At 55.2% G+C, this 24,738-nt stretch carries 22 protein-coding genes and 1 tRNA gene; 8 read left to right on the top strand and 15 right to left on the bottom strand.

The features are described 5' to 3' along the window. The first annotated feature begins 59 nt into the window (after positions 1 to 59). A complete protein-coding gene (gene ispG, locus Z948_RS0102545; protein WP_025058006.1) occupies positions 60 to 1,181 on the top strand; it encodes a flavodoxin-dependent (E)-4-hydroxy-3-methylbut-2-enyl-diphosphate synthase in 1,122 nt (373 codons plus the stop codon). Here the strand turns inward: ispG and Z948_RS0102540 are convergent. Together Z948_RS0102540 and Z948_RS0102535 are read right to left on the bottom strand one after the other, a co-directional pair. Then, positions 1,178 to 2,374, bottom strand: coding sequence for a UbiH/UbiF family hydroxylase (locus tag Z948_RS0102540; RefSeq protein WP_025058005.1), 1,197 nt, complete (start codon positions 2,372 to 2,374; stop codon positions 1,178 to 1,180). The genes ispG and Z948_RS0102540 overlap by 4 nt on opposite strands. A gap of 14 nt (positions 2,375 to 2,388) precedes the next feature. Beyond that, positions 2,389 to 3,033: a pyrimidine 5'-nucleotidase gene (locus Z948_RS0102535; RefSeq protein WP_025058004.1), complete on the bottom strand. Its 645-nt coding sequence runs from the start codon at positions 3,031 to 3,033 to the stop codon at positions 2,389 to 2,391. Between the two features lie 95 nt (positions 3,034 to 3,128). Here Z948_RS0102535 and Z948_RS0102530 point away from each other — a divergent pair, with 95 nt between their 5' ends. Then, positions 3,129 to 3,794 (top strand): GntR family transcriptional regulator, encoded by a 666-nt coding sequence (locus Z948_RS0102530; protein ID WP_025058003.1) that lies wholly within the window; start codon positions 3,129 to 3,131, stop codon positions 3,792 to 3,794. Here Z948_RS0102530 and Z948_RS0102525 read toward each other — a convergent pair. Together Z948_RS0102525 and carA are read right to left on the bottom strand one after the other, a co-directional pair. Further along, complete coding sequence (locus tag Z948_RS0102525) at positions 3,791 to 5,668, bottom strand: glycosyltransferase (RefSeq protein ID WP_025058002.1); 1,878 nt, start codon at positions 5,666 to 5,668, stop codon at positions 3,791 to 3,793. The two genes, Z948_RS0102530 and Z948_RS0102525, sit on opposite strands and share 4 nt — an antisense overlap. Positions 5,669 to 5,772: 104 nt before the next feature. Then, entirely contained in the window at positions 5,773 to 6,930 is a 1,158-nt protein-coding gene (gene carA, locus Z948_RS0102520; protein ID WP_025058001.1) for a glutamine-hydrolyzing carbamoyl-phosphate synthase small subunit, read from the bottom strand. Between the two features lie 233 nt (positions 6,931 to 7,163). Between carA and Z948_RS0102515 the strand changes: the two genes are divergently transcribed. Beyond that, positions 7,164 to 7,625, top strand: coding sequence for a GatB/YqeY domain-containing protein (locus Z948_RS0102515; protein ID WP_025058000.1), 462 nt, complete (start codon positions 7,164 to 7,166; stop codon positions 7,623 to 7,625). Here Z948_RS0102515 and Z948_RS0102510 read toward each other — a convergent pair whose 3' ends face one another. The 4 genes from Z948_RS0102510 to lipB all read right to left on the bottom strand — a co-directional run bounded on the left by Z948_RS0102510 (position 7,626) and on the right by lipB (position 11,583). Continuing rightward, positions 7,626 to 8,108, bottom strand: coding sequence for a DUF2244 domain-containing protein (locus Z948_RS0102510; RefSeq protein WP_025057999.1), 483 nt, complete (start codon positions 8,106 to 8,108; stop codon positions 7,626 to 7,628). A gap of 54 nt (positions 8,109 to 8,162) precedes the next feature. Beyond that, positions 8,163 to 8,618, bottom strand: a complete 456-nt coding sequence (locus Z948_RS0102505; protein ID WP_156023490.1) for a hypothetical protein — start codon at positions 8,616 to 8,618, stop codon at positions 8,163 to 8,165. 117 nt (positions 8,619 to 8,735) lie between these two features. Next, on the bottom strand, positions 8,736 to 10,409 hold the full coding sequence (ctaD, locus tag Z948_RS0102500; protein ID WP_025057997.1) for a cytochrome c oxidase subunit I: 1,674 nt from the start codon (positions 10,407 to 10,409) through the stop codon (positions 8,736 to 8,738). Positions 10,410 to 10,905: 496 nt separating this feature from the next. Continuing rightward, positions 10,906 to 11,583: a lipoyl(octanoyl) transferase LipB gene (gene lipB / locus Z948_RS0102485; protein ID WP_025057996.1), complete on the bottom strand. Its 678-nt coding sequence runs from the start codon at positions 11,581 to 11,583 to the stop codon at positions 10,906 to 10,908. 178 nt (positions 11,584 to 11,761) lie between these two features. On the opposite strand from lipB, the gene Z948_RS0102480 reads away from it, so the two are divergent. Then, a tRNA-Leu gene (locus tag Z948_RS0102480) sits at positions 11,762 to 11,847 on the top strand. Positions 11,848 to 11,855: 8 nt separating this feature from the next. On the opposite strand, the gene Z948_RS18370 is transcribed toward Z948_RS0102480, so the two are convergent. Next, positions 11,856 to 12,347 carry a MarR family winged helix-turn-helix transcriptional regulator gene (locus Z948_RS18370; RefSeq protein ID WP_025057995.1) on the bottom strand — a complete coding sequence of 164 codons (492 nt, stop codon included), beginning with the start codon at positions 12,345 to 12,347 and terminating at the stop codon, positions 11,856 to 11,858. A gap of 114 nt (positions 12,348 to 12,461) precedes the next feature. Here Z948_RS18370 and Z948_RS0102470 point away from each other — a divergent pair, with 114 nt between their 5' ends. The 4 genes from Z948_RS0102470 to Z948_RS0102455 all read left to right on the top strand — a co-directional run bounded on the left by Z948_RS0102470 (position 12,462) and on the right by Z948_RS0102455 (position 17,972). Beyond that, positions 12,462 to 13,532: a TAXI family TRAP transporter solute-binding subunit gene (locus tag Z948_RS0102470; RefSeq protein WP_025057994.1), complete on the top strand. Its 1,071-nt coding sequence runs from the start codon at positions 12,462 to 12,464 to the stop codon at positions 13,530 to 13,532. 52 nt (positions 13,533 to 13,584) lie between these two features. After that, a complete protein-coding gene (locus tag Z948_RS0102465; RefSeq protein WP_025057993.1) occupies positions 13,585 to 15,882 on the top strand; it encodes a TRAP transporter permease in 2,298 nt (765 codons plus the stop codon). Positions 15,883 to 15,965: 83 nt separating this feature from the next. Continuing rightward, complete coding sequence (locus Z948_RS0102460) at positions 15,966 to 16,736, top strand: HAD-IIB family hydrolase (RefSeq protein WP_245604541.1); 771 nt, start codon at positions 15,966 to 15,968, stop codon at positions 16,734 to 16,736. Positions 16,737 to 16,751: 15 nt separating this feature from the next. After that, positions 16,752 to 17,972 (top strand): glycosyltransferase family protein, encoded by a 1,221-nt coding sequence (locus Z948_RS0102455; RefSeq protein ID WP_025057991.1) that lies wholly within the window; start codon positions 16,752 to 16,754, stop codon positions 17,970 to 17,972. Here Z948_RS0102455 and Z948_RS0102450 read toward each other — a convergent pair. The 6 genes from Z948_RS0102450 to Z948_RS0102425 all read right to left on the bottom strand — a co-directional run bounded on the left by Z948_RS0102450 (position 17,969) and on the right by Z948_RS0102425 (position 24,502). Beyond that, a complete protein-coding gene (locus Z948_RS0102450; RefSeq protein WP_025057990.1) occupies positions 17,969 to 19,717 on the bottom strand; it encodes a sugar phosphorylase in 1,749 nt (582 codons plus the stop codon). The two genes, Z948_RS0102455 and Z948_RS0102450, sit on opposite strands and share 4 nt — an antisense overlap. A 232-nt stretch (positions 19,718 to 19,949) precedes the next feature. Next, on the bottom strand, positions 19,950 to 20,453 hold the full coding sequence (locus tag Z948_RS0102445) for a DUF3299 domain-containing protein (RefSeq protein WP_025057989.1): 504 nt from the start codon (positions 20,451 to 20,453) through the stop codon (positions 19,950 to 19,952). Between the two features lie 18 nt (positions 20,454 to 20,471). After that, positions 20,472 to 21,722, bottom strand: a complete 1,251-nt coding sequence (locus Z948_RS0102440; protein ID WP_025057988.1) for an ABC transporter permease — start codon at positions 21,720 to 21,722, stop codon at positions 20,472 to 20,474. Further along, positions 21,719 to 22,420, bottom strand: coding sequence for an ABC transporter ATP-binding protein (locus Z948_RS0102435; protein ID WP_025057987.1), 702 nt, complete (start codon positions 22,418 to 22,420; stop codon positions 21,719 to 21,721). The genes Z948_RS0102440 and Z948_RS0102435 overlap by 4 nt, the downstream gene beginning before the upstream one ends. 14 nt (positions 22,421 to 22,434) lie before the next feature. After that, positions 22,435 to 23,079, bottom strand: coding sequence for a zinc uptake protein ZrgA (zrgA, locus tag Z948_RS0102430; protein WP_025057986.1), 645 nt, complete (start codon positions 23,077 to 23,079; stop codon positions 22,435 to 22,437). A 148-nt stretch (positions 23,080 to 23,227) separates the two neighbouring features. Beyond that, positions 23,228 to 24,502, bottom strand: a complete 1,275-nt coding sequence (locus Z948_RS0102425) for a flavin-dependent oxidoreductase (protein ID WP_025057985.1) — start codon at positions 24,500 to 24,502, stop codon at positions 23,228 to 23,230. Positions 24,503 to 24,738: the final 236 nt, after the last annotated feature.

Genomic DNA, 24,738 nt, shown 5'->3' with positions numbered 1-24,738 from the left:
TGCAGCCACCTTCCTGCGAAGTTAGGTGATGTATGTCTGAACTGTTTCGTGAGGCTGACATGTCGCTTAATCACATCCGTCCGTGGCGCAATATTTACCGTCGAAAATCCCGCCAGATTATGGTGGGGAATGTCCCTGTAGGTGGGGATGCGCCGATCTCGGTGCAGACGATGACCAATACGCTCACCACTGATGCGCGTGCGACCATCGCGCAGGTGCAGGCCGCAGCCGAGGCGGGTGCAGATATTGTGCGGGTTTCTGTCCCCGATGTAGAAAGCTCAACCGCGTTGAAAGAGATCATACGCGAAAGCCCTGTGCCAATCGTTGCGGATATCCATTTCCACTATAAACGCGGGATCGAAGCCGCCGAAGCGGGCGCCGCTTGCCTGCGCATTAATCCCGGAAATATCGGTGACGAAAAGCGCGTGAAAGAAGTAATCAAAGCTGCACGCGACAACAATTGCTCGATCCGCATTGGCGTAAACGCAGGGAGCTTGGAAAAGCACCTGCTAGAAAAATACGGTGAGCCATGCCCCGACGCGATGGTCGAAAGCGGCTTGGATCATATCAAGATCCTACAAGATAACGATTTTCACGAATTTAAAATCAGCTGCAAAGCCTCGGATGTCTTTATGGCCGCTGCCGCCTATCAGCAATTGGCCGAAGCCACGGATGCGCCCATCCACCTCGGCATTACCGAAGCGGGTGGCCTGATCTCTGGCACGGTGAAATCGGCCATCGGTATGGGGAACCTGCTGTGGAACGGTATTGGCGATACAATCCGTGTCTCGCTATCGGCTGATCCTGTTGAAGAAGTGAAAATGGGTTTTGAGATTCTCAAATCCCTAGGCCTGCGCCACCGCGGCGTGAACATTATTTCCTGCCCTTCCTGCGCGCGTCAGGGGTTTGACGTGATCAAAACCGTTGAAGAGCTTGAGAAACGTCTGGAGCACATTAAAACCCCGATGAGCCTGTCGATCATCGGTTGTGTTGTGAATGGCCCGGGTGAGGCGCTGATGACGGATGTCGGCTTTACCGGAGGCGGTGCGGGTTCGGGGATGGTGTATCTGGCGGGCAAGCAAAGCCATAAACAGGACAACGCCCAAATGGTCGATCACATCGTCGAGCAGGTAGAAGCCCGCGCAGAGGCGATAGAGGCGGAAAAAGCCAAAGAGGCCTAACGCATCCCAAGGCCCATCTGCATCAGCATCTTGCGAACAGGGGCCGCGCCATACAGCGCGCTCAGGCCAGCGGCACGTGCATCTCTGGCTAGGGTTCCGGCGGCTTGGCTTGTGCGGTTGAGCAGATCAATGCCACGCACACGCAGGGTAATATCGCCATAGCGCGCCTTGTGATAAGCTTCGAGCATCGCAGCATCGCCCAAGCCTTCTGGCCGCTGCTCAGCGAGGTCCAGCAGGGTTGCGATATCATTCAATGACATGTTCAGCCCCTGCGCGCCGATAGGCGGGATCACATGGGCGGCTTCTGCAATCAAGGCAACGCGCTCACCACTAAGGCGTTGTGCGTGCTGCGTGATGATTGGCCACACCTGACGGGGGCTTACCAGCGTGAGGGGGCCAAAATGGTTGCAGGAGCGCGCCGAGGCAAGTTCCTCGAAGGTGCTGGTGTCCATTTCCATGCGCTCATTCGCAAGGCGGCCATCGTCCATCCAAACAATCGCTGAACAGGGCTTTCCCTCATGATCTGGCAGGGGGACCAAGGTGAAAGGCCCGCCGGTGCGGTGCACTTCGGTTGAAACATTCTGATGGGGAAAAGGGTGCGTGGCTGCAAAGACAATCGCCTTTTGCCCATACCGCTGCGTATGGACGCCAATCCCCGCCGCCGACCGCATGGCTGAATTTCGCCCGTCTGCTGCGATGACCAGTTTCGCCTCAACGCGGGAACCGTCACTAAGGGTCACCTTGGCGCCCCCTTCACGGGTGAACAAACGCGCCGTGCCAATACCCGATCGGAAATCGACCGTATCCAGCCCGTCTAAACGGGCCAGCATTTCACGGCGCAGCAGCCAGTTGGGAAAATTCCAACCGAACGGGGCGTCTGAAATTTCTGAGGCATCAAATTCGCGGCTGACACGTGGCTCGGCCTCTAGACCGCCTGCATCAATGATCCGCATGACCTGCAACGCCGCAGCATGTGGGGCCAAGGCATCCCATAGGCCTGCGCGCTCTAACAAAGCCTTGGCGGGTTGCAGCATCGCGGTAGAGCGCAGATCGGCACCCTGTGCCGCGGCGTTTGTTACAGGTGGAGTTGGCTCAACACAGATCACGCTGAACCCAGCGTTGCCAAAGGCAGCAGCAGCCGTAAGCCCCGCAATGCCGCCACCGGATATCAGTATGTCACAGGTGTTTGTCATAGCCGGTTCTCTTTTTAAGTCAGCTGATCCAAGAATGTAGATAGGTTGTCTGTGTGGAATTGAACATGCGGCGCGTCGGCGCGGGTAGGGGCCACATGCACAGTGCGCATGCCGATTTCATGGGGGACAGCCAGATTGCGGGGATCATCCTCAAACATTGCTGCAACTTGGGGTTCGAGCTGATCCAATTCAAACACCGCGTCAAAGGCCTCCCTCTCGGGTTTGGGCAGAAACCCTGCATGCTCAACACCGTATACAGCATCAAAAATGCCAGACAAACCGCGCGCACTCAGAACACGTTCGGCATAGGGGGCCGAACCATTGGTATAGACGATCCGCCGACCGGGAAGGGCACGGATACGGGCGGCAAGCGTGGGGTCGGGGGTGAGGCTGTCCATGGATATATCGTGGACGTCCACAAGATACGGTTCGGGGTCGACGTCGTGTTCGCGCATCAATCCGGCCAATGTGGTGCCATGCGTCCTCCAATAATGCTTGCGCAACCGATCCGCTTCGGCGTGATCGACACCTAATGTATCCATCACCCAAGAGGTCATGCGGACTTCGATCTGATCAAACAGGCGCGCCTGTGGTGGATAAAGCGTGTTATCCAGATCAAAGACCCAAGTGGAGACATGTGAGAAAGCATCGCGAGGCATAACCTGTCGTAGGCTGCGCGACCATTGCGCGCAAGGGGTAGGCGTAGCGAAATGCAACGGTTAAGGTGCCGAGAAACTTCATGAAAGGGCTGCCGATGCCCCCCGCCACAGTAAACAGCCGCTCGGGTAACACCGATGCTTATTCGATGATCCTAGATGCGATTGACACAGGCAGCTACCGCCCCGGTGACCGTCTGGTCGAAAGCGAGCTGGCCGAACGTTTTGGCGTGTCACGGACACCTATCCGCGAGGCGCTTCAGCGGTTAGAGACGCAATCCTTATTGGTTCGGGATGGCCGCAGCCTGATCGTTGCATCCTTGGATCACAATCAAATGGCAGAGCTATATGTGGTGCGCGGTGAGTTGGAAGGCCTTGCTGCGCGTCTGGCTGCACGGAACGCAACGGAAGAAGAGGTGAAACTGCTTCGCGAGATGGTCGAAGCTGATAACGCGTTGATGGATCACCCCGCCGCGCTGGCCCGCGCGAACAGGCGCTTTCATAAGCAAATCCATTTGGCCTCTCACAACAGGTTTTTGGTTCAGCAATTGGACCTTGTCCACCGTTCAATGGCCTTGATGGCAACGACATCCTTGGCGGTTGTCGGGCGCGGCGCCATAGCGCAAAGCGAGCATGACCAAATCGTTTCAGCCATTGAGGCACGCGATGGTGATGCAGCGGATGCAGCCCTGCGCGCTCATATCTCGGTCGCGTTCACAACGCGCCTGAAACAAGAAGCGGAAAAGCGCGAAGCCGAAAGTTAACCGCCCGATCGGGTTACGCCGTGCTGGGTTTTGTCCCAGTAAAAGGGGGCAACCACCATTTCTTTTAGCGCTTTATAGGATGAAATTGCGGCCATCGGGAAATATAGCGGGATGGTAAAGACATAGGGCATCAAATGGCGATGCTCTTTGCGCGAGACTGCCGCCATCGAGATGGCAAGGTTAACCACCGCGGCCCCCAAGAAAAACCAAGCCATCCCAACCGCAACAGGTTCACCCATGGTTGTTGCAACAGGGTGTTCAAACCCTGCAAGTGTGATCCAGAATGGCCACAACAGTGGCGCGCAGGCGAATTGGACAAATGTCGCAAACAAAAGCGTCTGAACGCCAAGAAAACGGATGAAACCCAGTTCACGGAGCAGGGCACGGGGGCGGCGCATGTGCACCAACCACGTCACCAGAAAACCCTTGAGCCAACGAGAGCGCTGTTTCACCCACGGCCACGCACGGCAATTTGCCTCTTCGTAGGTGACGGTCGGGATCAGTTCGGTCACGTAACCATGCCGCGCCAGCCTGATCCCCAGATCCGCATCTTCGGTTACGTTATGCGCGTCCCATCCCCCTAATTTTTCCAAAATGTCGCGCCGGAAAAACAATGTCGTTCCACCCAAGGGGATAACCAACCCCAGCTGCGCAATACCCGGCAGGATCATCCGCCACCACGTGGCGTATTCAATGGAAAAACACCGCGCGAGCCAATTTGCGCGGGGGTTGTAATAGTCAAGCATCCCTTGAACGCAGGCGACATTCTCTGGTGCTTCGTGGAAACGGGTGACAACTTTTTCAATCTGATCCGGCTCTGGGGCGTCTTCTGCATCCCAGACCCCGATGATCGAACCCTGACAAAAGTCGAGCGCGTAATTCAAAGCGCGGGGTTTGGTGGTTAGCTTCCCCTCTGTAGGCACTTCGACAACACTTATCCAGTTGGGCATTTCAGTTCTGGCGATGGTTTCTTTTGTGATGGTGTCATGTGCCTCAAGGACCAAAACGACTTCTAGCAATGATTTTGGATAGGTGAGCCGAGAGAGGCGTTGAATCAGCTTTCCGGCGATCTCTTCCTCTTTGAGAAGGGGTACCAACACCGAAACTTTGGGAGATCGAAACGCGCGCCCCTCACCACGCGCCAATGGGGGAGTAGGTTGCGAAATCTTGGACATCTGGGCCAAAAAGGCCGCTGTCTTTAGCACGATGCTCATCACGAGGGTGGTGAAGGCAAATAACATGCCAACCGTGATCGTCCATGCCGGAGCAAATAGGAGGGCTAAAAGCAGAGAGGCAAGAACAAGACCTGCAAGGGGTTTGCGCCATGTTGAATCAAGCTCCCAGTTTCGGCAGCTTTCAATGGCGGGCACCCGTGTTGAGGCCCGCGCCGCCAATTCGCCACCAAAAATGACCGTGATCTGGTCGCGGATTTGTTTGTTACTGACCAGCACCGGCAACATGTGCCGCCCGTGCTCTCCCATACATTTTTTCAGGGCCTCGAAATGATCGGGATGATTGGTGCCAACCATCAAAACATCGCCTATCTTACACCACGGGACGCAACGGTGTTTCAGGCACAATCCAGAGGGGAGCGCACTGCCCAATGACGGGTCGGGAAGGGAGGCTGAATGCTCGGCGAGGGGAATATTGCTTTGTCTGGAAACAGATTGCATGACCTCTTGGGGGGAGGCTAACCCCTCGGCCACCAAGATTTCACCCAAGGGCGCGTCAATGTGGCGTTGTAACTCCAACGCGTGAACCAGATCATTCTGGGTTATGGTGCCCGCATTTACCAACAACCGCCCCAACGGCAACCTTTCCACGGGTGGGGTTGCTGCCTGCGGAAATGGCAACCGCAGGAGTAGGTCGCTCATCGCGCTACCGCCTGAAATTACATTGAACCGGATCAATGAATCTCAAACGGACCTTAACAATTGATTAATTTGTTAAGGGGGGGGCGCTAGGGCATTCAGTTTTCTTAGGCTTTGGCGGCCATCGCTTCGGCAAACCGCTCAAACAGATAAAAGCTGTCTTGTGGGCCTGGGGAGGCTTCGGGGTGGTGCTGAACCGAATAAACCGGACGGTTTTCTAGGCGGATACCACAATTGGAACCATCAAACAGCGAGCGGTGGGTCTCGACCACACCTTCTGGTAACGACTGGCTGTCCACGGCAAAGCCGTGGTTCATCGAGGTGATCTCGACCTTGCCTGTATCCATGTCTTTCACTGGGTGGTTTGCGCCGTGGTGGCCGTGGCTCATCTTGATCGTGCGCGCGCCCAAGGCAAGGGCCAGCATCTGGTGGCCAAGGCAGATCCCGAAAACAGGAAGCTCTGTCTTATCAAGGACATCGTTGATCATCGGCACGGCATAGGCACCTGTCGCGGCCGGATCACCCGGGCCGTTAGACAAGAAGACGCCGTCAGGGTTATGCGCCATCACATCGTCATATGTGGCGGTCGCTGGCAAAACGGTGACGTCACAGCCTGCAGAGGCAAGGCAGCGCAGGATGTTGCGCTTTGCGCCATAGTCGATTGCGACGACTTTGTGCTTTGGCTCGGTCTGGGGGGCGTAACCGTCGGGCCACGCCCAACGCATCTCGTTCCAGCGATAGGATTGGGCGCAAGTCACGTCTTTGGCCAGATCCATACCCTCAAGCCCAGCAAAGTCGCGCGCGGCCGCGACAAGGGCCTCAACATCAAAGTTACCATCAGGATCATGAGCAAGAGCAGCATGCGGCGCACCCTGTTGGCGGATCGCACGTGTAAGGCGGCGTGTATCAATGCCGCCAATCGCGATACGCCCACGGGCGGTCAGCCAAGCAGACAGATCTTGGGCCGCACGCCAGTTGCTTGGCTCGGTCGGCATCCATTTCACAACCATTCCCGCAGCAACCGGATCAGCGGTTTCATCGTCTTCGGGTGTTGTGCCCGTGTTGCCGATGTGGGGGAAGGTAAAGGTAACGATCTGCCCCGCATAAGATGGGTCAGTCATGATTTCCTGATAACCGGTCATCGCAGTGTTAAAGCACATCTCGGCAACGGTCTGGCCAGTGGCGCCAAAGCCGATGCCGTAAAATACGGATCCGTCAGCGAGGGCAAGGCAAGCGGTTGGGTGTGCAGGAGCAGCGGTGGCCATGGTAGGATCCTTTGCGGGTGGGGCCAGCAGACGGCCCAAACATGTATGAAGTGCCTGCCAGCTGATTTGGCAAACGAATGCAACCTATAGCGCTGCCGTGACAGGGTCAAGATTGCGTGTAAAATGAAAGATTGTTTATTAACAGTGTCTTAGCGGGTCTAGCCTGCATTGCATGTAAAGAGTGAATTCGCTAGTGTCTGCGCTCTTGTTCTGACCACAAATAAAGGCGCCCCATGGACCTTCGTAACCGTATTGGTACTTCTCTTAAACAAGCCATGAAAGACAAAGCCGCTGAACGGCTGTCTACCCTAAGGCTGGTAAATGCCGCGATAAAAGACAAAGACATCGCCGCACGCGCCGAAGGCAATGACGATGGTGTGGGTGAAGCCGAAGTTCTGGCGATTCTTGGCAAGATGGCCAAGCAACGTGTAGAATCAGCGCGCGCCTATGAAGAAGGCGGCCGCCTTGACCTTGCAGAGCGTGAGCGCTCCGAGATCGAAGTGATCGAAGAATTCCTGCCCCGCCAGCTGGACGAAGATGAAACCAAAGCGGCCGTTGACGCCGCTGTTGCCGAAGTCGAAGCCAGCTCGATCCGTGACATGGGTAAAGTCATGGGCGTGCTCAAGGCGAAATACACAGGCCAGATGGATTTTGGCCGCGTTGGGCCGATGCTAAAAGAGCGCCTGTCGAACTGATCAGCGCCGCAAAGCTCTTTGCAGATCGTCGAACAGGGCGATCCGCTCTTCCTCACTTAGAAATGCACCAATCTCAACTTCGCGGCCTTTGCCGCGAAGGGTGACGTAATGGGGAACCGGCCCTTCGCTGTCGTATTTTGTGACTTGGGTCCAATAGCGGTCACAATCCCATTCCTGAACATCGCCATTTGGATTGGTCCGCCTCAGGTGGGCCATCGTGTCATCCAGCACCAGCTCTTCGTTGATCTGGCGGGATTTGTGGTTGCGCTGTAGCGCCCAGTACATGCCCCAAACCGCAGCAAGCGTAAAAGGCAGCATCCCCCAAAGGATCGGCGACCCCAGCAACCCCAGCACTGGAATGGTGATCATCGTGAATGTCGCCAAGACGAAGGATGCCATCCCGCGTGCAGGCAGGGAGTTATGCGGCCATAGCACCATCGTCTGCGGTGTGTCTTGGGGGGGAGAGGTCCATTTATACGGCATAAGGCCTTTGTACTGGAGCGGGGGGTTAGATCAATGCGACAAACAGGAGCGTGCTCAGGTTTGGTTGTGGCGCGGAAAGAGCAGCCAGATAGCTCGGATAAACATCACAGTCACAAGGCCAAGCGACAGAGACTCGACCAGCTGAAAACGCGTTGCGGTGAGGGTTGCTGCAGTGGAGGCGGTAACAGTCAACGCAAGCGCCAAAGCCAAAGTCGTGTCGATGCGGTGATCTACAATGTTGCTTTGGCTCTCAACCACCCAATATAGCGGGGTGAGCATGGTCAGGCCGATCATGGAATACCCCATGAGATTGATTTCGAACACGAGCTCAAATGTCTCGAAGTCTTTGTTGCTTTGGGCGAGAAGGCCCAGCGTGGCTGAGATCAACACAGCCGTGACAAAACAAATACTGAAAAGCAGCAAGGTGAGGTGGCCTGCGGGGCCAAGATTGCGCTGGGTGGCGATCATCTGGGGCAGCAACATGCCTGTGATAACAAATAGTATCGTCATTTCGATCCGCGCGTCCTTGTCGGGGTGGGGGGCTGATACACTGCAACCAGCGAAGATACCAAAAGAAAAGGGCCCCAACCGCCGTTGGAGCCCTTTGTATTTTACTGCATCAAGCGCTTAGTGGCTTGGCGCTTTGTCCCAGTCAGACTGCACTGGCAGCTGCTCGAATGTGTGCTCTGGTGGTGGGGATGGAAGGGTCCATTCCAACGTGTCAGCAAATTCGTTCCATGGGTTGGCTGCGGCGCTGCGTGCACCACGTGTTAACGTCCAGATCATTACGCCAAAGAAGAAGACGAATGAACCAAAGGACAGGAACGCACCAAGGCTAGACCACCAGTTCCAGTATGCAAATGCATCAGGATAGTCGATGTAGCGACGCGGCATGCCCTGACGACCCAAGAAGTGCTGTGGGAAGAAGGTCAGGTTTGCACCGATGAACATTGCCCAGAAGTGAACCTTACCAGCCCATTCAGGATACATGCGGCCAGACATCTTTGGCAGGTAGAAGTAGATACCAGCGAAGATGGCAAAGATCGCACCCAAGGACATAACGTAGTGGAAGTGTGCAACCACATAGTAGGTGTCATGGTAGTAACGGTCGACCGCGGCCTGTGACAGAACAATGCCTGTAACGCCACCAACGGTGAACAGGAACAAGAAACCGAAGGCCCAAAGCATAGGTGTTTTGAATTCAATCGAACCACCCCACATTGTGGCGATCCAAGAGAAAACCTTTACCCCTGTTGGAACCGCAATAACCATCGTAGCCAGCATAAAGTAGGCCTGTTGGTTCAGCGTCATACCGACGGTGTACATGTGGTGTGCCCAAACAACAAAGCCCAAGACGCCGATCGCGATGATCGCCCAAACCATTGGCAGGTAGCCAAAGATAGGCTTGCGAGAGAATGTTGCGATCACGTGGCTGATGATACCAAAGCCAGGCATGATGATGATGTACACTTCTGGGTGTCCGAAGAACCACAAAATGTGCTGGTACAGAACCGGATCACCGCCGCCAGCTGGGTCGAAGAAGGCGAAACCAAAGTTGCGATCCATCAGCAACATGGTGATCGCGCCAGCCAGAACAGGCAAGGACAACAGAATCAACCAGCTTGTGACAAAGATCGACCATGAGAACAGCGGCACTTTGAACAGGGTCATGCCAGGGGCACGCATGTTCAGGAATGTCGTGATCATGTTGATCGCGCCAAGAATAGAGGACGCACCCGATACGTGAACCGCAAAGATCGCAAAGTCCATCGACATGCCACCTTCTTTAACCGACAGCGGCGGGTAAAGAACCCAGCCAACACCGGAACCGGCCTGACCGTTACCGCCTGGCATGATGACGGAACATACAGCCAAAGAAGTACCAGCAACATACAGCCAGAAAGACAGGTTGTTCATACGTGGGAACGCCATGTCAGGCGCGCCGATCTGCAACGGCATCAGATAGTTGCCGAAACCACCAAAGAGGGCAGGAATAACAACAAAGAACATCATCAGAATACCGTGACCGGTAATCAGAACGTTCCAGAGGTGCCCGTTAGGGGTACAGGTTGCCGCGGAATCAGCGACGAAACGCGCGCCTTCCAGACACATGTATTGAACACCAGGGTTCATCAGTTCCAAACGCATGTACACTGTAAATGCGACAGAAATGAATCCGACCAATGCGGAGACGATCAGGTACAGAATACCGATGTCTTTGTGGTTAGTGGACAAGAACCAGCGCGTGAAAAATCCACGCTCGTCTTCATGGTCGTGCCCGTGAATGGCTGCGTCTGCCATGCGGTGCCTCCTCAAGTAATATTAAAATGCAGACACACTTGTTGATAAAGTGGTCTGCGGACTTCCAGCCCTTCTAAAAGCAACAGGCCCACAGGGCAATGGGCGCGATGGTCGCAGGGACAAGTATTTTCAAGTATTCCAACACATATTTTTCACAGATTGACGCCTTGGTGATGTTTGATTGCGGGGTGAGGGTTTTGTCGGTCAAAGCAGTAAACAAAAGGAAAATTAAGCAAAAGATAGCTCGCGCGGCCCATGGCTGCTAAAAATATGCGGCTTTTTGAATGTGAAAAGAGGGATTTCCCCGAACGGGCGCGCTTTCTTAGGTGCCCAAACCTGCCGGAAAAAGCGGGTTTTGGAAAACTTCAGATATTTGATCGATCTGGGATTCGGTGCCGTTTTTTGGGGCGTGCGCCGAACCGAAGGCTCTGGATTTCGAGCGAATCAATTTTTGCGGCCATTGGGCGCTGTTCTGGGCGAAAATCCTTCCCAAGACCTAGGATGTCGCCTCGATCGTGACAGGCTGCTCGCCAAAAATCTGGGCAAAGCTGCTGCGCAGGGCAAGGTCCGCATCTTCCATCGTCACAGGAAGCCCCAGATCAACAAGGCTAGTCACACCGTGATCTGTAATGCCGCAAGGTACGATTCCGTCGAAATGCCCCAGATCGGGTTCGACGTTCAGGGATATACCGTGAAAGCTGATCCACTTGCGCAAGCGAATGCCAATCGCGGCAATCTTATCCTCTGCGGGTTGGCCAGCGGCGGTCAGGGGCTTTTCAGGGCGCGTGACCCAGACACCAACGCGCCCGTCGCGGATTTCGCCAGTTACATTGAATTGGGCCAAGCTCGAGATTACCCAATTTTCCAGCTGCTGCACGAAAAGACGCACATCATGCCCGCGCGCGCCGACATTTAGCAAAACATACGCAACCCGTTGCCCCGGACCATGATAAGTATACTGCCCACCTCGTTTTGTTGGAAAAACGTCAAAGCGGTCAGGGTCGGTCAAATCTGTGGGCTTTGCTGAGGTTCCCGCCGTATACAGTGGCGGGTGTTCGACCAGCCAGATACATTCGTTTGCAGTGCCAGCATGAATGGCCGCAACGCGGGCCTCCATCCAAACTTCAGCGGTTTTATAGTCGGTGAGACCGGAAGACGTGATCCATTCTATCATGCACGATACTTACCCCGCGCCCCGCGCATTCACCAGCATCAGTTTGCACCGGTTTTTGAAATATGGAGCGATCGTAAGGGCAGGCCACGTAAATCTGGGGCGGGAAGCTTCGAACGCCATTTTGCCTCTTGAGGTATAGTGCAACCCGCGCTATTGGGTGCCTCACCATCCATGGCGTGCGGTCGTGGCGGAATGGTAGACGCGCAGCGTTGAGGTCGCTGTGGGGTAACACCCGTGAGAGTTCGAGTCTCTCCGACCGCACCAAATCTTCCTTAAGAAATACAGGCTGGCGCGGTTAGAGTTTTCTCAAATCGCTCGATGAATTCCAGAAAAATGGCCAATTCTTCTGCTGTGAACGCAGCCTTTATGTTGTCCCGACGGGCCTTCATCGCGGGCGCGGCCTGATCAAATGCCGCATGCCCCGTTGGGGTCAACGCGACGAGCGTTTGGCGTTTGTCTGTTGTGTCTTGGGATAAATCAACAAAACCCTTTGCCTGCATTTGCGGTAACGCGCGGCTGACCAAGGAATGATCGCACCGCTGGATTGCTGCAATGTCTCTGACGGTGAGGGGGCCTGCCTCGTTTAGATCCCATAAAACGCGCCATTCGACGACGGATAAAGAGCCGGAGGTTTTTAAACATTTATGGGCGTGCGCCCGAGAGTTGGCTGTCGCGGCGGATAAGCGGCTAAATAGGTTGGTATCCTGGTTGCGCTTTTGCGCTGCGACACGGTCCTGACGCGTCAATCTTGTATTTTTGGTCATGTCGTCCTCCCACCGAAAGTAGAGCAGTAAATTTTTTTAGTGACAAGTCATATAATTTTTGCAACCGTGATCCCGTAGCCGTGCGGAGGCGGCTGCGTATATTGGGAGGAAAACATGTTTAAAAACATGATCGCGAAATCTGTCATGGCGGCGGGGATCGTTTTGTCGCCGGTCGCTGCATTTGCGCAGGCGACACTTACTGCTGAAACCACCACACCGGGCTCAACGCCTCATTATATTGACACGACATTGGCTGCGGTATTGGAAAGCGCAGGGGTTGCCACGCTGCAGATCACCGAGGGCGCGACACTGACCAATTCGGTGCAGGCCGTCGCGGAGGGGCAGCTTGATATGGCCCCAGCGCCTTTGATTCTGCCATTTTTGCTTTCCAAAGGCATTGGGCCTTACAGCGGCATTGGAGCTGAAAAAGGGGCCGAGCTTGCTGGTGGTTTGCGTGCGATTTTCTTTACCGCAGCATCGGCGCAGATTTTTGGCCATTACAACAGCGGCGCGATTACAGATATTCGCAATCTGGAAGGGATGCGTATCTGGAACGGACCACCACGTGGTGCTGCGCTGAACTCTGGTCGTGCAACAGTACAGCTGTTGTCGGGCCTAAAGGACAATGGCGAGGGCTATGAAAGTGTTCAAAGCCCATGGCCTGACACGGTTTCGACCATTACCGGCGGTGGCGCAGATGGGTGGACAATTCCCGAAGGGTTGCCATCGGGGCGCCAAATCGCGCTTGCCGCGGCTGGTGCAACGACGATCTATGACATCCCTTCTGATCTGTTGAACAGCGAGTTGGGCCAGCAGATTGCTTCTGCACCCGGACATGCACCTTACTCAATTCCAGTTGAGGAATACCGTGCGGCCTATGCTGGCAATGACATCACCATCGTAACCGATGATGACACATTCGACAGCTATGCCACTGCTTTTGCTCAGATTGTGCCAGCAAGTTTGGACGAAGAACTCGTTTACAAGATCACAGCGGCCTACCTTGCTGGCCAAGAGCGGTTTGAAACAGGTTCGCCTCGTGGTCCTTACTTATTCATGAGTTTCGGTGACCTTGACGGTACCAGCCAAGGTGTATGCGGCGCGGTGCAATTGCCGCTGCATGCTGGTGCTGTGCGGGCCTATGAAGATGCAGGCCACACGGTGGCAGATTGTCTTCGCCCCTAACCCATAAATAGAGGGCCGCGATCGTGTCGCGGTCCTCCAAGGGATTCTAAAAATGACAAATCCGATTGAACCCCGACGTTTTGGTCAACGTCTGGCGCTTGTTCTTGCTTTTATCCTTGTGGTGGTTGGGATGCTTAACACCATGCCGGAAATCGCAGGGCTGCAAGATTGGGCGCGCGAGGTGACTGGCCGCCGCTTTTTCCGTGTCTCGGGGTTTCCACCAGAATACCTGTACCCGCCGATCTTTGTTCTGATGATGCTGATCGTTGCGCTGGATGCCAGTATCTATCGCGCTTGGCGAAAAACGCGGCCATCTTTGGCATGGCTGGGGGGGCTTTTGGATTTCGGGTTGGTCTTTGCCGCGGTTCTGGCCGCTGTCGGGTTCTGGGTTGAGATCGACTCGGTTTGTTTGATTGACCAGATCACAGGTGAACGGGCGCGGCTGATTCAAGACGCGGCAGAACGGTCGGCCAATGTCATTCCAGGGATGAGCTTTGACGCTGAGGTTCCCGCCTGCCAAGCGCGGTTTGGCGTGTGGATTATTCCACTGCTTTTCACCATCATCACACTGTTTTTCATGTATAATATCCGCGTTTGGGGGGCGCCATTGGTGGCCGTGGCCAGCGTGGTTGTCATCTATACCGTCGCGACCGCATTGATTTGGGTCTTCGACCTTAGCTCAAACAGCTTTTTCCTGACCAAACTGGGCGCTGAAGGCGGCGACCCTCTGGCCGCTGCGGTCCAGAAAACCACAAATGTCTTCATCACGCCGGACGGCTTTATGGGCCGTTTTATGGATATCATCGTGAACCAAGTCTTTCCCTATGTCATCCTTGGCGCTTTGTTTGGCACCTCGGCTGGGGGGACCTCGCTGATCAAACTTGCGGTGCGAATGACGCGAAACTTTCGCGGTGGTCCAGCACATGCTGCGATTGTGTCCTCTGCAATGTTTGGAACGATCACCGGAGGACCCGTTACCAATGTCTTGTCCACGGGGCGCCTAACCATCCCGATGATGCGTCGCAACGGATTTAGCCCCCAGTTCGCTGGCGGAGTTGAGGCAGCTGCATCTTCGGGTGGGCAGATCATGCCACCGGTAATGGGGGTTGCGGCGTTTGTCTTGGTGGCTTTGACGGCTGTTCCTTATACCAAAGTGATCACAGCAGCGTTTTTACCTGCTATGTGTTTCTTCTTTTCGATCTTCTTGGCGGTCATGTTTCAGGCGCGGCGCGAAAACGTGGAGGCCATGCGCGAAGTACCTGAGGACCTCATCATGGACCGTCAAGATTGGCTAAATCTGGTCATCATCGGGCTTCCTATTTTGACGATCCTTTTCCTGCTTTTGGGAAATAAGGACGCTTTTGGCGCTAGCTATATCGCCGGAATTCTTCCCTCTGGGGTGAGGCAAACAATCGTAAACGGGACAGGGGATGCTGTGTCGGCTGGCTGGTGGGCGGTTGCCGTTTTGGTGCCGCTGTTGTTTCTTGATCCTCAAACCCGCGCCAAACCTTCCAAAGTGCTTGTGTCTTTGGCAGAGGGCGGGGTTTTGATCTCGCGGTTGTTTTTGCTGCTTTTTGCGGTTTCCATCATCTCGGCATTTCTAAACGAAAGCGGTTTGACGGGGGAGCTGACGCGCTCGGTTACCGCATGGTTGGAGAATGCAAACCAGATCACCCTTTTCGGGTTTGAAATACAGATCGTGGGTGGCGTTTATCTGATGCTTGCCCTGATCTGTGCCATGCTATGTTCGATCCTGTTGGGGATGGGGATGCCTACCGTCCCTGCCTATGTGAACGTGGCGCTCCTGCTGGGGCCAATGTTGGCCAATCTGGGGGTCAGCTTTTTCACAGCGAATATGTTTGTGTTTTATTTCGCGGTGGCCTCTGCCATCACGCCGCCCGTTGCCATCGCCGCCTTTGCGGCGGCTTCGATCACCCGCACCGAGCCGATGCGCACCAGTATCGCGGCGCTGCGGGTTGGGGTTGTTATGTTCACGATCCCCTTTGTTTTCGCATGGTACCCCGAATTATTGCTGATCGAAGAAGCAGTGACCATCACCGACCCGTCAGGGCGGCGGACCCTTATTGAAGGGTATACAGGCGTTGTTGATTGGCCCGCACTCGGGTTCCTTGGCGCCCGCCTTGTTCTTGCGCTGTATCTGCTGGCATCAGCATTGGCACGGTTTGACCTTGTTCCAGTCAGCCGTTTCGAAAGCGGGGTTCGGATTGCCGTCGCTTTGTTGATCTTGTGGAAAACACCCGTTGCTATGGCGGTGGGGATTGCCCTTGCCATCGTGATCATTGCACGACAGGTCATCCTGTCGCGCGGCAGGTCTGCTCGGCCTGCCTAAGGGCGGCGGCCTTGGGCGGCTCGGTACGCGCGGTGTTGCGATCCTGAAAGGTTTTGATCAGGCTGGGGGGTATGAAGCCCTCAATGCCTTTACTCGTTTTCACAGATTTGGATGGCACGCTGTTGTCGCATAGCGATTATCGGTGGGACGCAGCACTTCCAGCGCTAAAACAGTTGGAAAAGATAGGTGCAGGGGTCATTTTAGCCAGCAGCAAGACCGCGCCGGAAATACATCAGTTGCGCGAAGATATGGGTTTGCACCACTGGCCCGCGATCGTTGAAAACGGTTCGGGGCGCCTTGAGGCGCAGGCAAACGCAGGGAAAACCGATTCCATTTATGCGCGATTATGCAGCGTTGCGCGCAAAATTTCAGCAAACACTGGTGGCGGGTTTCGTGGGTTTGGCGATATGGACGCGCGCGAAGTCTCGGATATCACGGGCTTACCTGTGCCCTCGGCGGCTCTCGCAAAACAGCGAAGCTTCTCTGAGCCAGGGGTGTGGTCGGGCACCGCGCAAGAAAAGGAAAACTTCCTGCTGGCCTTGGCGAAAGAGGGCATTTCAGGTCGCGAAGGGGGGCGATTTTTGACGCTTTCCTTTGGCGGGACCAAGGCGGATCAAATGGAACGGATCATTGCCGAATTTGCCCCCCATCACACCTTGGCCCTTGGCGATGCGCCAAATGATGTGGAAATGCTAGAGGCCGCGGATTTCGGGGTCATCATTGCAAACCCGAACAGAACGCCACTACCCTTACTCAAAGGCGAAACTTCGGGCCGTATCCAGCGCACAACGCTTGTCGGACCGGAGGGGTGGAATGCAGCAGTATTGGCCCATATCGAGCGTATGAAGTTGTAAAGAGGACACCTGCTGATGGCTGATTTTCACCAAAACGGAAACATCACGACGCTTCATAATTTGCGAACGCGCTCAGTAGAAGAACTCACTGCTGATCTTCAGAACTTTGCCCAAACACGCAAAATGTCCCTCATCCTGCCGTGCCTGTATTCCGAGCTGGAGACAGATGCGATGCCGCGCATTTTGGACGAGCTTTCCAAGGTGCCCTATCTGCACCGCATTATCATTGGGTTAGACCGCGCCGATGCTGATCAATACCGGCACGCCAAAGAGTTCTTTAAGGGGTTAAACCAAAACCACATTGTCATCTGGAACGACAGCCCAAGGATGAAAGCCCTTGGGAATAAATTGGTGTCCATGGGGCTGGCCCCGTCTGAACCTGGAAAAGGGCAGAATGTCTGGACGTCGATCGGCTATCTTATCGGGTGTCAGGACAGTGCCGTTGTAGCGATCCATGATTGCGATATCTTGACCTATACGAACGAGTTGCTGGCGCGGCTGATTTATCCCGTCGCCAACGTGAATTTCCCCTATCAGCTTGCCAAAGGGTATTATGCGCGCGTTGGGCAAGACCGGTTAAACGGGCGCGTTTCGCGGTTGCTTGTCAGCCCCTTGTTGATTGCGCTCAAGAAGGTAATCGGAGATCGCGATTATCTCGATTACCTGCGCAGCTTTCGCTATCCTTTGTCGGGCGAGTTTGCGATGCGCACCACGATGTTGCCCGATCTGCGGATCCCCTCGGATTGGGGGCTAGAGATAGGCATCCTGTCAGAGGCATGGCGCAATCTGGCGCCGCAAGCGGTCTGTCAGGTCGAAATCGCAGACCAATATGACCACAAACACCAAGTGCTGAGCGAAGATGACGCCAACGCGGGCCTCAGCCGCATGTCGACAGATATTTGCAAGGCTGTGTTCCGAAAACTGGCCGCTGATGGCACTGTGTTCACGCCAAATGTCTTTCGCACGCTCAAGGCAACCTATTACCGTCGCGCCCTAGACCTGATGGAGGCCTATTATAACGACGCAAAGATGAATGGCCTCAGCATCGACCGCCACCAAGAAGAGCGCGCGATCGAGTTATTTGCCGAAAACATCATGCGGGCTGGCCAGTTGTTTTTGGACAACCCGAACGACACACCCTTTATCCCGACATGGAACCGCATCCATTCGGCTGACCCTGACTTCCTTGCCGATCTCCACAGCGCGGCTGCGGCGGATGAAGCGGAATATGTTTAGAACCTATTGGTAATCCACATGCACTGATAGGGGGCGACAATCACTTCGGGCGCCTCCATGTCGATGGGCAAACCACTCAGCAAGTCGATCCAATCCTGATCCTCAATGAGGTTCAGGGCAGAGGCGGGAACCTTTACAGCTGTATCGCTCACGTTGTGCAGCGCAAAAATGGATTGATGGCGATCTAGGCTTTGACGCCAGACCGCGAACACACGTTCATCGCCCATGTTCACAGTGAATTGCGTGGCATTGGGGTGAAACGCCGGTTGCTTTTTGCGGATTTTCAACCGCTCTGACAGGTCCGACAGAACACGGGCATTCGGTGTGTCTGCATCATCGAGCAGCGCGCGCAAGCTGGGGTAATCCCACCGGTGGCGATTGATTGCACGATTCATACCGCGATAGGCGACGCCTTTGTGGTCATTTTCCGTTGCCAGCATCGCGTGGATATAAAACGCAGGAATGCCCTCTAGCGACATAACGATGGTCTGCGAACAGATAAACCGTGCGTGGTGATATGCATCCGCCCCCGAAAAGGTCCGTGACATCGCGTCATAGAAGGTTGTGTTCAGCTCGTAGGGGCTTTCGCTGCCGTCGGGCAGGGTGCGCATGGATACCAACCCGCCAATGTCTTTGATGGTGTCGATGACCTGTTGCTTTTCGTCTTCGGGCAGCAATCCCTCGGCGGGGCGCATGCCAATGCCGTCATGGCTGGCGGTAAAGTTCAGATAGGCGCATCCCATAGGGGCAGGGGGCATCCCGCGTTGCCATTGCCTGAGGTATTGGGCGTTGCCCGACATCATCGCATGTAAAATGAGAGGAGGCAGCGGGAAATTATAGATCGCATGTGCTTCATCGCGATCCCCGAAATAGCTGAGGTTCTCGGCCTTTGGCACATTGGTTTCCGTCAACAGGATGATCTTCTCTGAGGCGTAATCACACAAAAGCCGCATCAGTTTGATGACGGCATGTGTTTGGGGCAGGTGGATCGAAGGGGAGCCGATCTGCTTCCACAAAAACGCAACAGCATCCAAGCGAATGATCTTTACGCCATTGTCCACATGCAGCCGTATAATCCGCAAAAACTCCAGCAGGACTTCGGGGTTGCGGAAATCCAGATCAACCTGATCGTGGCTAAAGGTACACCAGACGTGGCGGGTGCCGTTGCTGGTCTCGACCTCGCGCAAAAGCGGCGTCGTACGGGGGCGCACGACCTCTGTCAGGTCATCATCTGGTGAGGCTTCAAAGAAAAAACCGTTATAGGGTTCTTGGTCTTGGAGATAGGCGTTGAACCAGTTGCTTTGGCTCGACACGTGGTTCAGCACCAGATCCGACATCAGGGTAAAATTGTCAGCGATGCGGTTGATATCGGCCCAATCCCCTAGCTGGGGGTTTACGCTTTTGAAATCCGAAACAGCGAACCCGTCATCGGATGTATATGGAAAAAACGGCAGGATATGTACGGCGTTTAACGCGCCGTCCAAATAGGTGGCCAAAAAGTCGGACAAAAGATCAAGCGGCTTATGCGCCCCATCAATGATCGAATTCCCGTAAGTGATGAGCAAAGCATCCCTTTGAGACCAAAGCGTATTTCCAGGTACCCGGCCACGTTGGCGTTTCGGTGTCGCGTCTGGCCAAAAAGCCGTGACAACCTTGTTCGATAAATCGGCGCAATCAAGGTCGGGGTAAATTTGGCCTAAAAGGGCTTCTATCTTCTGCTCAATCGAACGCGCGGTTTTCTTCATGGAGGTTCAACTCATCTCTCTTGGCTGTATCACCTTTGCTAACATGCAGATTTATCTTGAGCGAGAATGAGCGTTCTTTGAGCCTTTTCTAATCTGCGGCATTCGCATTCATCCCAAAAAATAGGCGGCCAGCTGCCTGATTGCCTAGCTGTTGGGCGAATTCTCTCTCGCGGTGTGGGGGCATTCGGTGGCGCGCGCGCAAATGGCCCCTAGCGGGTTGGCGGCTAAAGCCTCACCAGACGTAGATTTCCATCTTGTCAGCTGTCAGGGCATAGCCTGTATCGGCAACCTCTGTCGCCTGCAGCTCATGCGTCATCTTGCCGGTCACCCATACTGCCTCCCAAAGGTCCTGACTGGGCCATGGTTTTCGAGGTGTCACAAACACCAGCTGGTTTGCTGGCGGAGGAGGCGTGTGCAAACAGGCCCCGACATAAGGCACCAGAACAAAGCTGGTGACGCCAGCGGTTGTAATGTCAAAGGGCAAAATGAAACCCGGCATTTTGATATAGGCACCGTCCAGTGCTGGGTTCAGCTTGGTCGCGTTTTCGTCAAAGACGGGCCGCCATGTGTCGGCGGCTTCGTCCATTTCGCCTTCGCCGATGATTTGGGAATAGGGCACGCCCGGCGGAATGAGGTCATTCCACGTGATTTCTTTTGCGCTTTTTGCAAGGGCCGCTTGGGGGAGCGTAGCAGCAGCCAGTGCAGATGCGACGAAGTGGCGGCGCGGCAATTCCATGATACAGATCCCCTATCCTTAGATTTTCACCATCATACCATCTGCAAGGGACATGCGGTAGGCTCTCGTGGCGGGGACCATGCTCACAATTGCGCCAGCGATGACAACCGCGCCTAAAACGCCTGCTTCGCGTAGGGTTGGCGGTTCAATCGGTATCCAGAGGCCAAAGGCGTTGTCGATCAGCGGCTGGCCAATCATCAGCCCGACATAAAGCAGGGCAAGACCCAACAGCGCCCCAATGGCCGAGATCACAATGGCCTCTAAAATCAGCAGCCCCCAAATAACCCGAGGCCGCGCGCCCATTGCGCGAAAGATAGCCATTTCGCGGCGGCGTTCGTTCAGCCCCGAAAACAGCGTTGCCATCATCCCGATCAATGCTGTGATAACCACCATGGCAGACACAGCAATCAGCGCGGTTTCCGCGATGCCCACGATTTGCCACAGCTCTTGCAGCGCAACCCCTGGCAAAATCGCCATAAGGGGCTCTTTGGGGTATTCGTTGATGTCGCGTTGCAATCCAAATACCCGCAGTCGGCTTTTTGCGCCGATCAGGGCGGCTGTGACGGCTTTGGGCTCTAGCTTCATTTGGCGGATCACCTCTGCGGGTGTGGATTGGCCTGGGATTTGCGCGCCGCTTTTCCAATCCACATGGATGGCCTCAATCGCCTCAAGGCTGACAATCACCGTCCGATCAACAGGTGTTCCGGTTTTTTCAAGAATGCCAGATACGCGAAAGGGCTGGTCCTTGTGCTCGGTGAACGAGGCCAAGCCATGGGCCACGACAATCGGGTCACCGACCTTGTAGTTGAGCGTTGCAGCCACATCCGCCCCGATCACAGCGTCAAAAAGGTCCGACATGATCAAACCGTCTTGCACGGCCAGCGATTGCCCCGATCGGTATTTGTAGTGCTCAAAAAAGGCCGGCGTCGTTCCCATTACCCGAAATTGTCGGTGGCTATCCCCCAGCGAGATTGGCACCATCCAATCTACTTCGGGGCGGTTTTGGATATCTTGATAGCTTTCCCACGTCATGTTGTTTGTTGCGTTGCCAATTCGAAATACCGAATACAGCAGCAGCTGAACCGAGCCAGAGCGCGCGCCGACAATCAGATCGGTTCCGGAAATCGTATCGGCAAAGCTGGCCTTCGCTCCGGTGCGGACCTTTTCCACCCCCAGAAACAGGGCAACAGACAAAGCAATGGCAAGGATCGTCATCGCAACGGTTAACCCCCGCGCGAGTAAGGATGCAAAGGCGAGGCGCAGGATCATAGGGCCTCCGGCAGCGGCATCGCGATTTTGTCCATATGGATAACCCTATCGAATTGATCGATAAGTCTGGCGTCATGGCTCACCATCAAAATCGCGGTACCATGGGTGCGCGATTGCTCAAAGAGCAAGTCAAGAAAGCCAGCTTGGGTGGTGGCGTCCAATGACGAGGTCGGCTCATCCGCGATGATCAAAGGTGGCGCACCGATAAGGGCGCGCGCGGCTGCGACCCGCTGCTGTTGTCCAACGCTCAGCGATCCGGCGCGTGATGCCAGCACATCTTCTGGTAATCCCAATGCTCGGCACAGCCGCGCAGCTTCGGTGGTTGCGTTGGGAACCCTTTTGCGCCGTTTGGGGGCGAATTGTAGCGGTAGCAGGATATTGTCCAGAACCGTTGCAAAGGGCAGCAGATTAAACTGCTGAAAGATGAGCCCGATTTGTTCGGCCCTAAATTGGTCCCGCTGGCTGGCGGATAGGGCGGCGATGTCAGACCCTGCGACGCCTATGCGGCCCGATTCAGCCATGACCGTTCCACAGATCAGCGATAATAGCGTCGATTTCCCCGCGCCGCTTTCCCCCAAAAGCAAAACCGTTTCGGCAGGTGCCATTGTTAGGTTCGGGATATGTAGCCCAAAGGACGCCCGCCCTGGCCAGCGAAAACTGACATCATCAAGCTGCAGGATCGGCGTGGCATCAGGCACGAGCAGCAAAGACCTTAAAACAGGGCGCTAAGGTCTAGCAAAGGCTCATCGCGCCCAACCTCAAAGGCGGTTGCGCCTTTATCCGTGATGACCTGCACCTCGACTTCCAGCGCATTTGGGAATGCTTCGAAATAGGGGAATGCAATTTTGGTTGCGGCCTGTGGCGTGGAGCAGCCCAGCAGGTATTGCGCGTGAAACTCGGTATGGTCTGCCTGTTCGGTATGATCCGCATGATCTGCGTGATCATCCTGTTTCTTTTTGTGCTTCTTTCCGTGGTCATAAGAGTGGTTGTGACCTGAATGATCGCTGTCATTGTGGCCGCTATGATCCGCATGACTGTCTTCTTCGCTTTCCAACTCTGCAGCGATTTTAACGGCGTTACAGCCAGCCTTGGCTGGGAAGGCAAAGAGGTCTAGCGGTTTGGCAAGTGTCGCCAGCGCGCGTTCTATGGCTGCGTGATCCTCGTCTGATGTGGCCTGATATTCAAACCCGACGATATCGGCCCCCGGAGCATGGAGCTCCAGTGCAATTTGGTCACCGTCAAATGCGATGTTCAGCTTGCCAACACCATGTTCATGCGCGTCAAGCTGCCGTGTCTCTTGTCCCAATACGGGCGTCGCGACAAAAGCTGCAAACACAAAAAACGGGGCGAATTTCATTGGTTTGGTCCTTTAAGGTTAGGCCTTGGTTGGTGAACGCGGCTGGATGCGGTTACCGATCCATTTATGTAAGTGGCCGCGTTATCTTATGTCTATCGAGGAGAGGGGGGAAGGGCCCGCATTGTTGAACTTTCTTTAGGTCTCCACCTCAGGCGGGCTCAAATCGTGCGCCCTTGGCGATGATGGGGGGGCGGTTGTTGGTTTCTTCAATGCCATAACCTGCTGCGCGTTTATAAGTTGCGGCATGTTCAGCCATCTCATCATGGGGGATGACATCGTGGATGTCGTCAAACTGTCCGCCGCAGCGTTTCTCGACAACGTCCAGAATTTTGTCTGGGCCAGCCGTGCGGTTCATCAGGATGATCTTTGACGTGATCGGCAGCATTTCGTCTTGGTAAACATGCAGCGCTTTTTCCGTGAGCCCATGGGCCAGAAACGCGGCAACCAGTTTGCGCGCATCAGTGATCCCCGCGCCTGCGCCGTTTGAGCCGACTGGATAGGCCGCATGGGCCGCATCGCCCATGAGGGTCGCACGGCCAACTGTCCAGCTATCTAAGGGGTCGCGGTCCACCATTGGGTATTCAAACACCTCTTTGGCGCCGCGGATGAGGGCGGGGGCGTCGAGCCAGTCAAATGAAATGGGTTCGAAGGCAGGGAGGAAATCCTGCAGGTTCGCCGCGCGGCTGTAATCCTCCTTGCGAAATTTTTGGGCGGGATCGAATTGGAGGTTACAAATCCAATTGATGGTCGCCAATCCCGTGGTCGGATCAGGCTGTGAGATCGGGTAGGCGACAAACCTCAAGCCGTCATGCCCCACCAAAACCATCGAAGCGCCAGACAAAAAGGGCTTTGCCTGCGTTGTTCCACGCCACAGCATCGCGCCGCCCCATTGGGGGTCGCTCTCATGCGGCTGCATCTGGCTGCGAAGGGTTGAATGTATCCCGTCAGCGCCGATGACCACTGCGCCGTTTTCAACGCGGCTGTTACCTTGGCGATCTTCCAGCATCAGCTGGGCGCGATCACCCTGCGTGTCAAAACCGGTGGCGCGCCAGCCCGTTTCGACAGCCTCAGGGCCAGCCCTTTTTACGAGCTCATGATACAGCATCATATGCAGACGCCCCCGATGCACCGAGAAGGCAGGCCAGTCATATCCGGCATCCAGCCCGCGCGGCTCGGTCCAGACATGCAGGCCTTTTTTGGTGTAAAACCCGTAGTCCTTTAGCCGGATGCCCACGGTGTCCAGTTGATCTTCGAGCCCTAGGTCAAACAATTCACGCACTGCCGAGGGTTGCAGATTAATCCCAACGCCAAGAGGGCGCATGTGGGCTGTGGCCTCAAAAACCTTGAAGGGAATGCCAACCTGATGGCAGCTCAGCGCCAAACTCAGGCCGGAAATGCCACCACCAGCAATTAGGACGGTCATACTTCAACTAGGACAGTCATATTTGTCTCCTCTGGATGGAACACGGCGCGCATTCCCACCGCTCAGTTTTGTAGAGCGGGCGGGCAGGGTCAACAGCACAAATTCGGCGCGTTCTCGCCTATTGGGCGCTGGGCGGCGGGTTGAGCGACAAAAAGAAGTGATCGAAGGACAAAGCCGTTTGCGCCTTCCTGTCCACATCAGGTAGTCATAAACGAAAATATGTGTGTCAAAGCCGT

The sequence above is a fragment of the Sulfitobacter donghicola DSW-25 = KCTC 12864 = JCM 14565 genome (genome assembly GCF_000622405.1).
Taxonomy (GTDB): domain Bacteria; phylum Pseudomonadota; class Alphaproteobacteria; order Rhodobacterales; family Rhodobacteraceae; genus Sulfitobacter; species Sulfitobacter donghicola.
The sequence above is the reverse complement of the archived record's forward strand: the minus strand, read 5'-3'. Positions and strand labels throughout refer to the sequence as shown.

What these genes read in the sequence shown, in the direction of transcription:
- carA (WP_025058001.1), bottom strand. Translation starts at nt 6,930, where the DNA reads ATGGCCACCGCTGCTCCTGCACACCCAACCGCTTGCCTTGCCCTCGCT.
- Z948_RS0102515 (WP_025058000.1), top strand. Translation starts at nt 7,164, where the DNA reads ATGGACCTTCGTAACCGTATTGGTACTTCTCTTAAACAAGCCATGAAA.
- Z948_RS0102530 (WP_025058003.1), top strand. Translation starts at nt 3,129, where the DNA reads ATGCCCCCCGCCACAGTAAACAGCCGCTCGGGTAACACCGATGCTTAT.
- ctaD (WP_025057997.1), bottom strand. Translation starts at nt 10,409, where the DNA reads ATGGCAGACGCAGCCATTCACGGGCACGACCATGAAGACGAGCGTGGA.
- Z948_RS0102465 (WP_025057993.1), top strand. Translation starts at nt 13,585, where the DNA reads ATGACAAATCCGATTGAACCCCGACGTTTTGGTCAACGTCTGGCGCTT.
- Z948_RS0102445 (WP_025057989.1), bottom strand. Translation starts at nt 20,453, where the DNA reads ATGGAATTGCCGCGCCGCCACTTCGTCGCATCTGCACTGGCTGCTGCT.
- Z948_RS0102470 (WP_025057994.1), top strand. Translation starts at nt 12,462, where the DNA reads ATGTTTAAAAACATGATCGCGAAATCTGTCATGGCGGCGGGGATCGTT.
- Z948_RS0102525 (WP_025058002.1), bottom strand. Translation starts at nt 5,668, where the DNA reads ATGAGCGACCTACTCCTGCGGTTGCCATTTCCGCAGGCAGCAACCCCA.
- Z948_RS0102425 (WP_025057985.1), bottom strand. Translation starts at nt 24,502, where the DNA reads ATGACCGTCCTAATTGCTGGTGGTGGCATTTCCGGCCTGAGTTTGGCG.
- Z948_RS0102510 (WP_025057999.1), bottom strand. Translation starts at nt 8,108, where the DNA reads ATGCCGTATAAATGGACCTCTCCCCCCCAAGACACACCGCAGACGATG.
- Z948_RS0102450 (WP_025057990.1), bottom strand. Translation starts at nt 19,717, where the DNA reads ATGAAGAAAACCGCGCGTTCGATTGAGCAGAAGATAGAAGCCCTTTTA.
- Z948_RS0102440 (WP_025057988.1), bottom strand. Translation starts at nt 21,722, where the DNA reads ATGATCCTGCGCCTCGCCTTTGCATCCTTACTCGCGCGGGGGTTAACC.
- Z948_RS0102460 (WP_245604541.1), top strand. Translation starts at nt 15,966, where the DNA reads ATGCCTTTACTCGTTTTCACAGATTTGGATGGCACGCTGTTGTCGCAT.
- Z948_RS18370 (WP_025057995.1), bottom strand. Translation starts at nt 12,347, where the DNA reads ATGACCAAAAATACAAGATTGACGCGTCAGGACCGTGTCGCAGCGCAA.
- lipB (WP_025057996.1), bottom strand. Translation starts at nt 11,583, where the DNA reads ATGATAGAATGGATCACGTCTTCCGGTCTCACCGACTATAAAACCGCT.
- Z948_RS0102535 (WP_025058004.1), bottom strand. Translation starts at nt 3,033, where the DNA reads ATGCCTCGCGATGCTTTCTCACATGTCTCCACTTGGGTCTTTGATCTG.
- Z948_RS0102540 (WP_025058005.1), bottom strand. Translation starts at nt 2,374, where the DNA reads ATGACAAACACCTGTGACATACTGATATCCGGTGGCGGCATTGCGGGG.
- Z948_RS0102455 (WP_025057991.1), top strand. Translation starts at nt 16,752, where the DNA reads ATGGCTGATTTTCACCAAAACGGAAACATCACGACGCTTCATAATTTG.
- zrgA (WP_025057986.1), bottom strand. Translation starts at nt 23,079, where the DNA reads ATGAAATTCGCCCCGTTTTTTGTGTTTGCAGCTTTTGTCGCGACGCCC.
- ispG (WP_025058006.1), top strand. Translation starts at nt 60, where the DNA reads ATGTCGCTTAATCACATCCGTCCGTGGCGCAATATTTACCGTCGAAAA.
- Z948_RS0102505 (WP_156023490.1), bottom strand. Translation starts at nt 8,618, where the DNA reads ATGACGATACTATTTGTTATCACAGGCATGTTGCTGCCCCAGATGATC.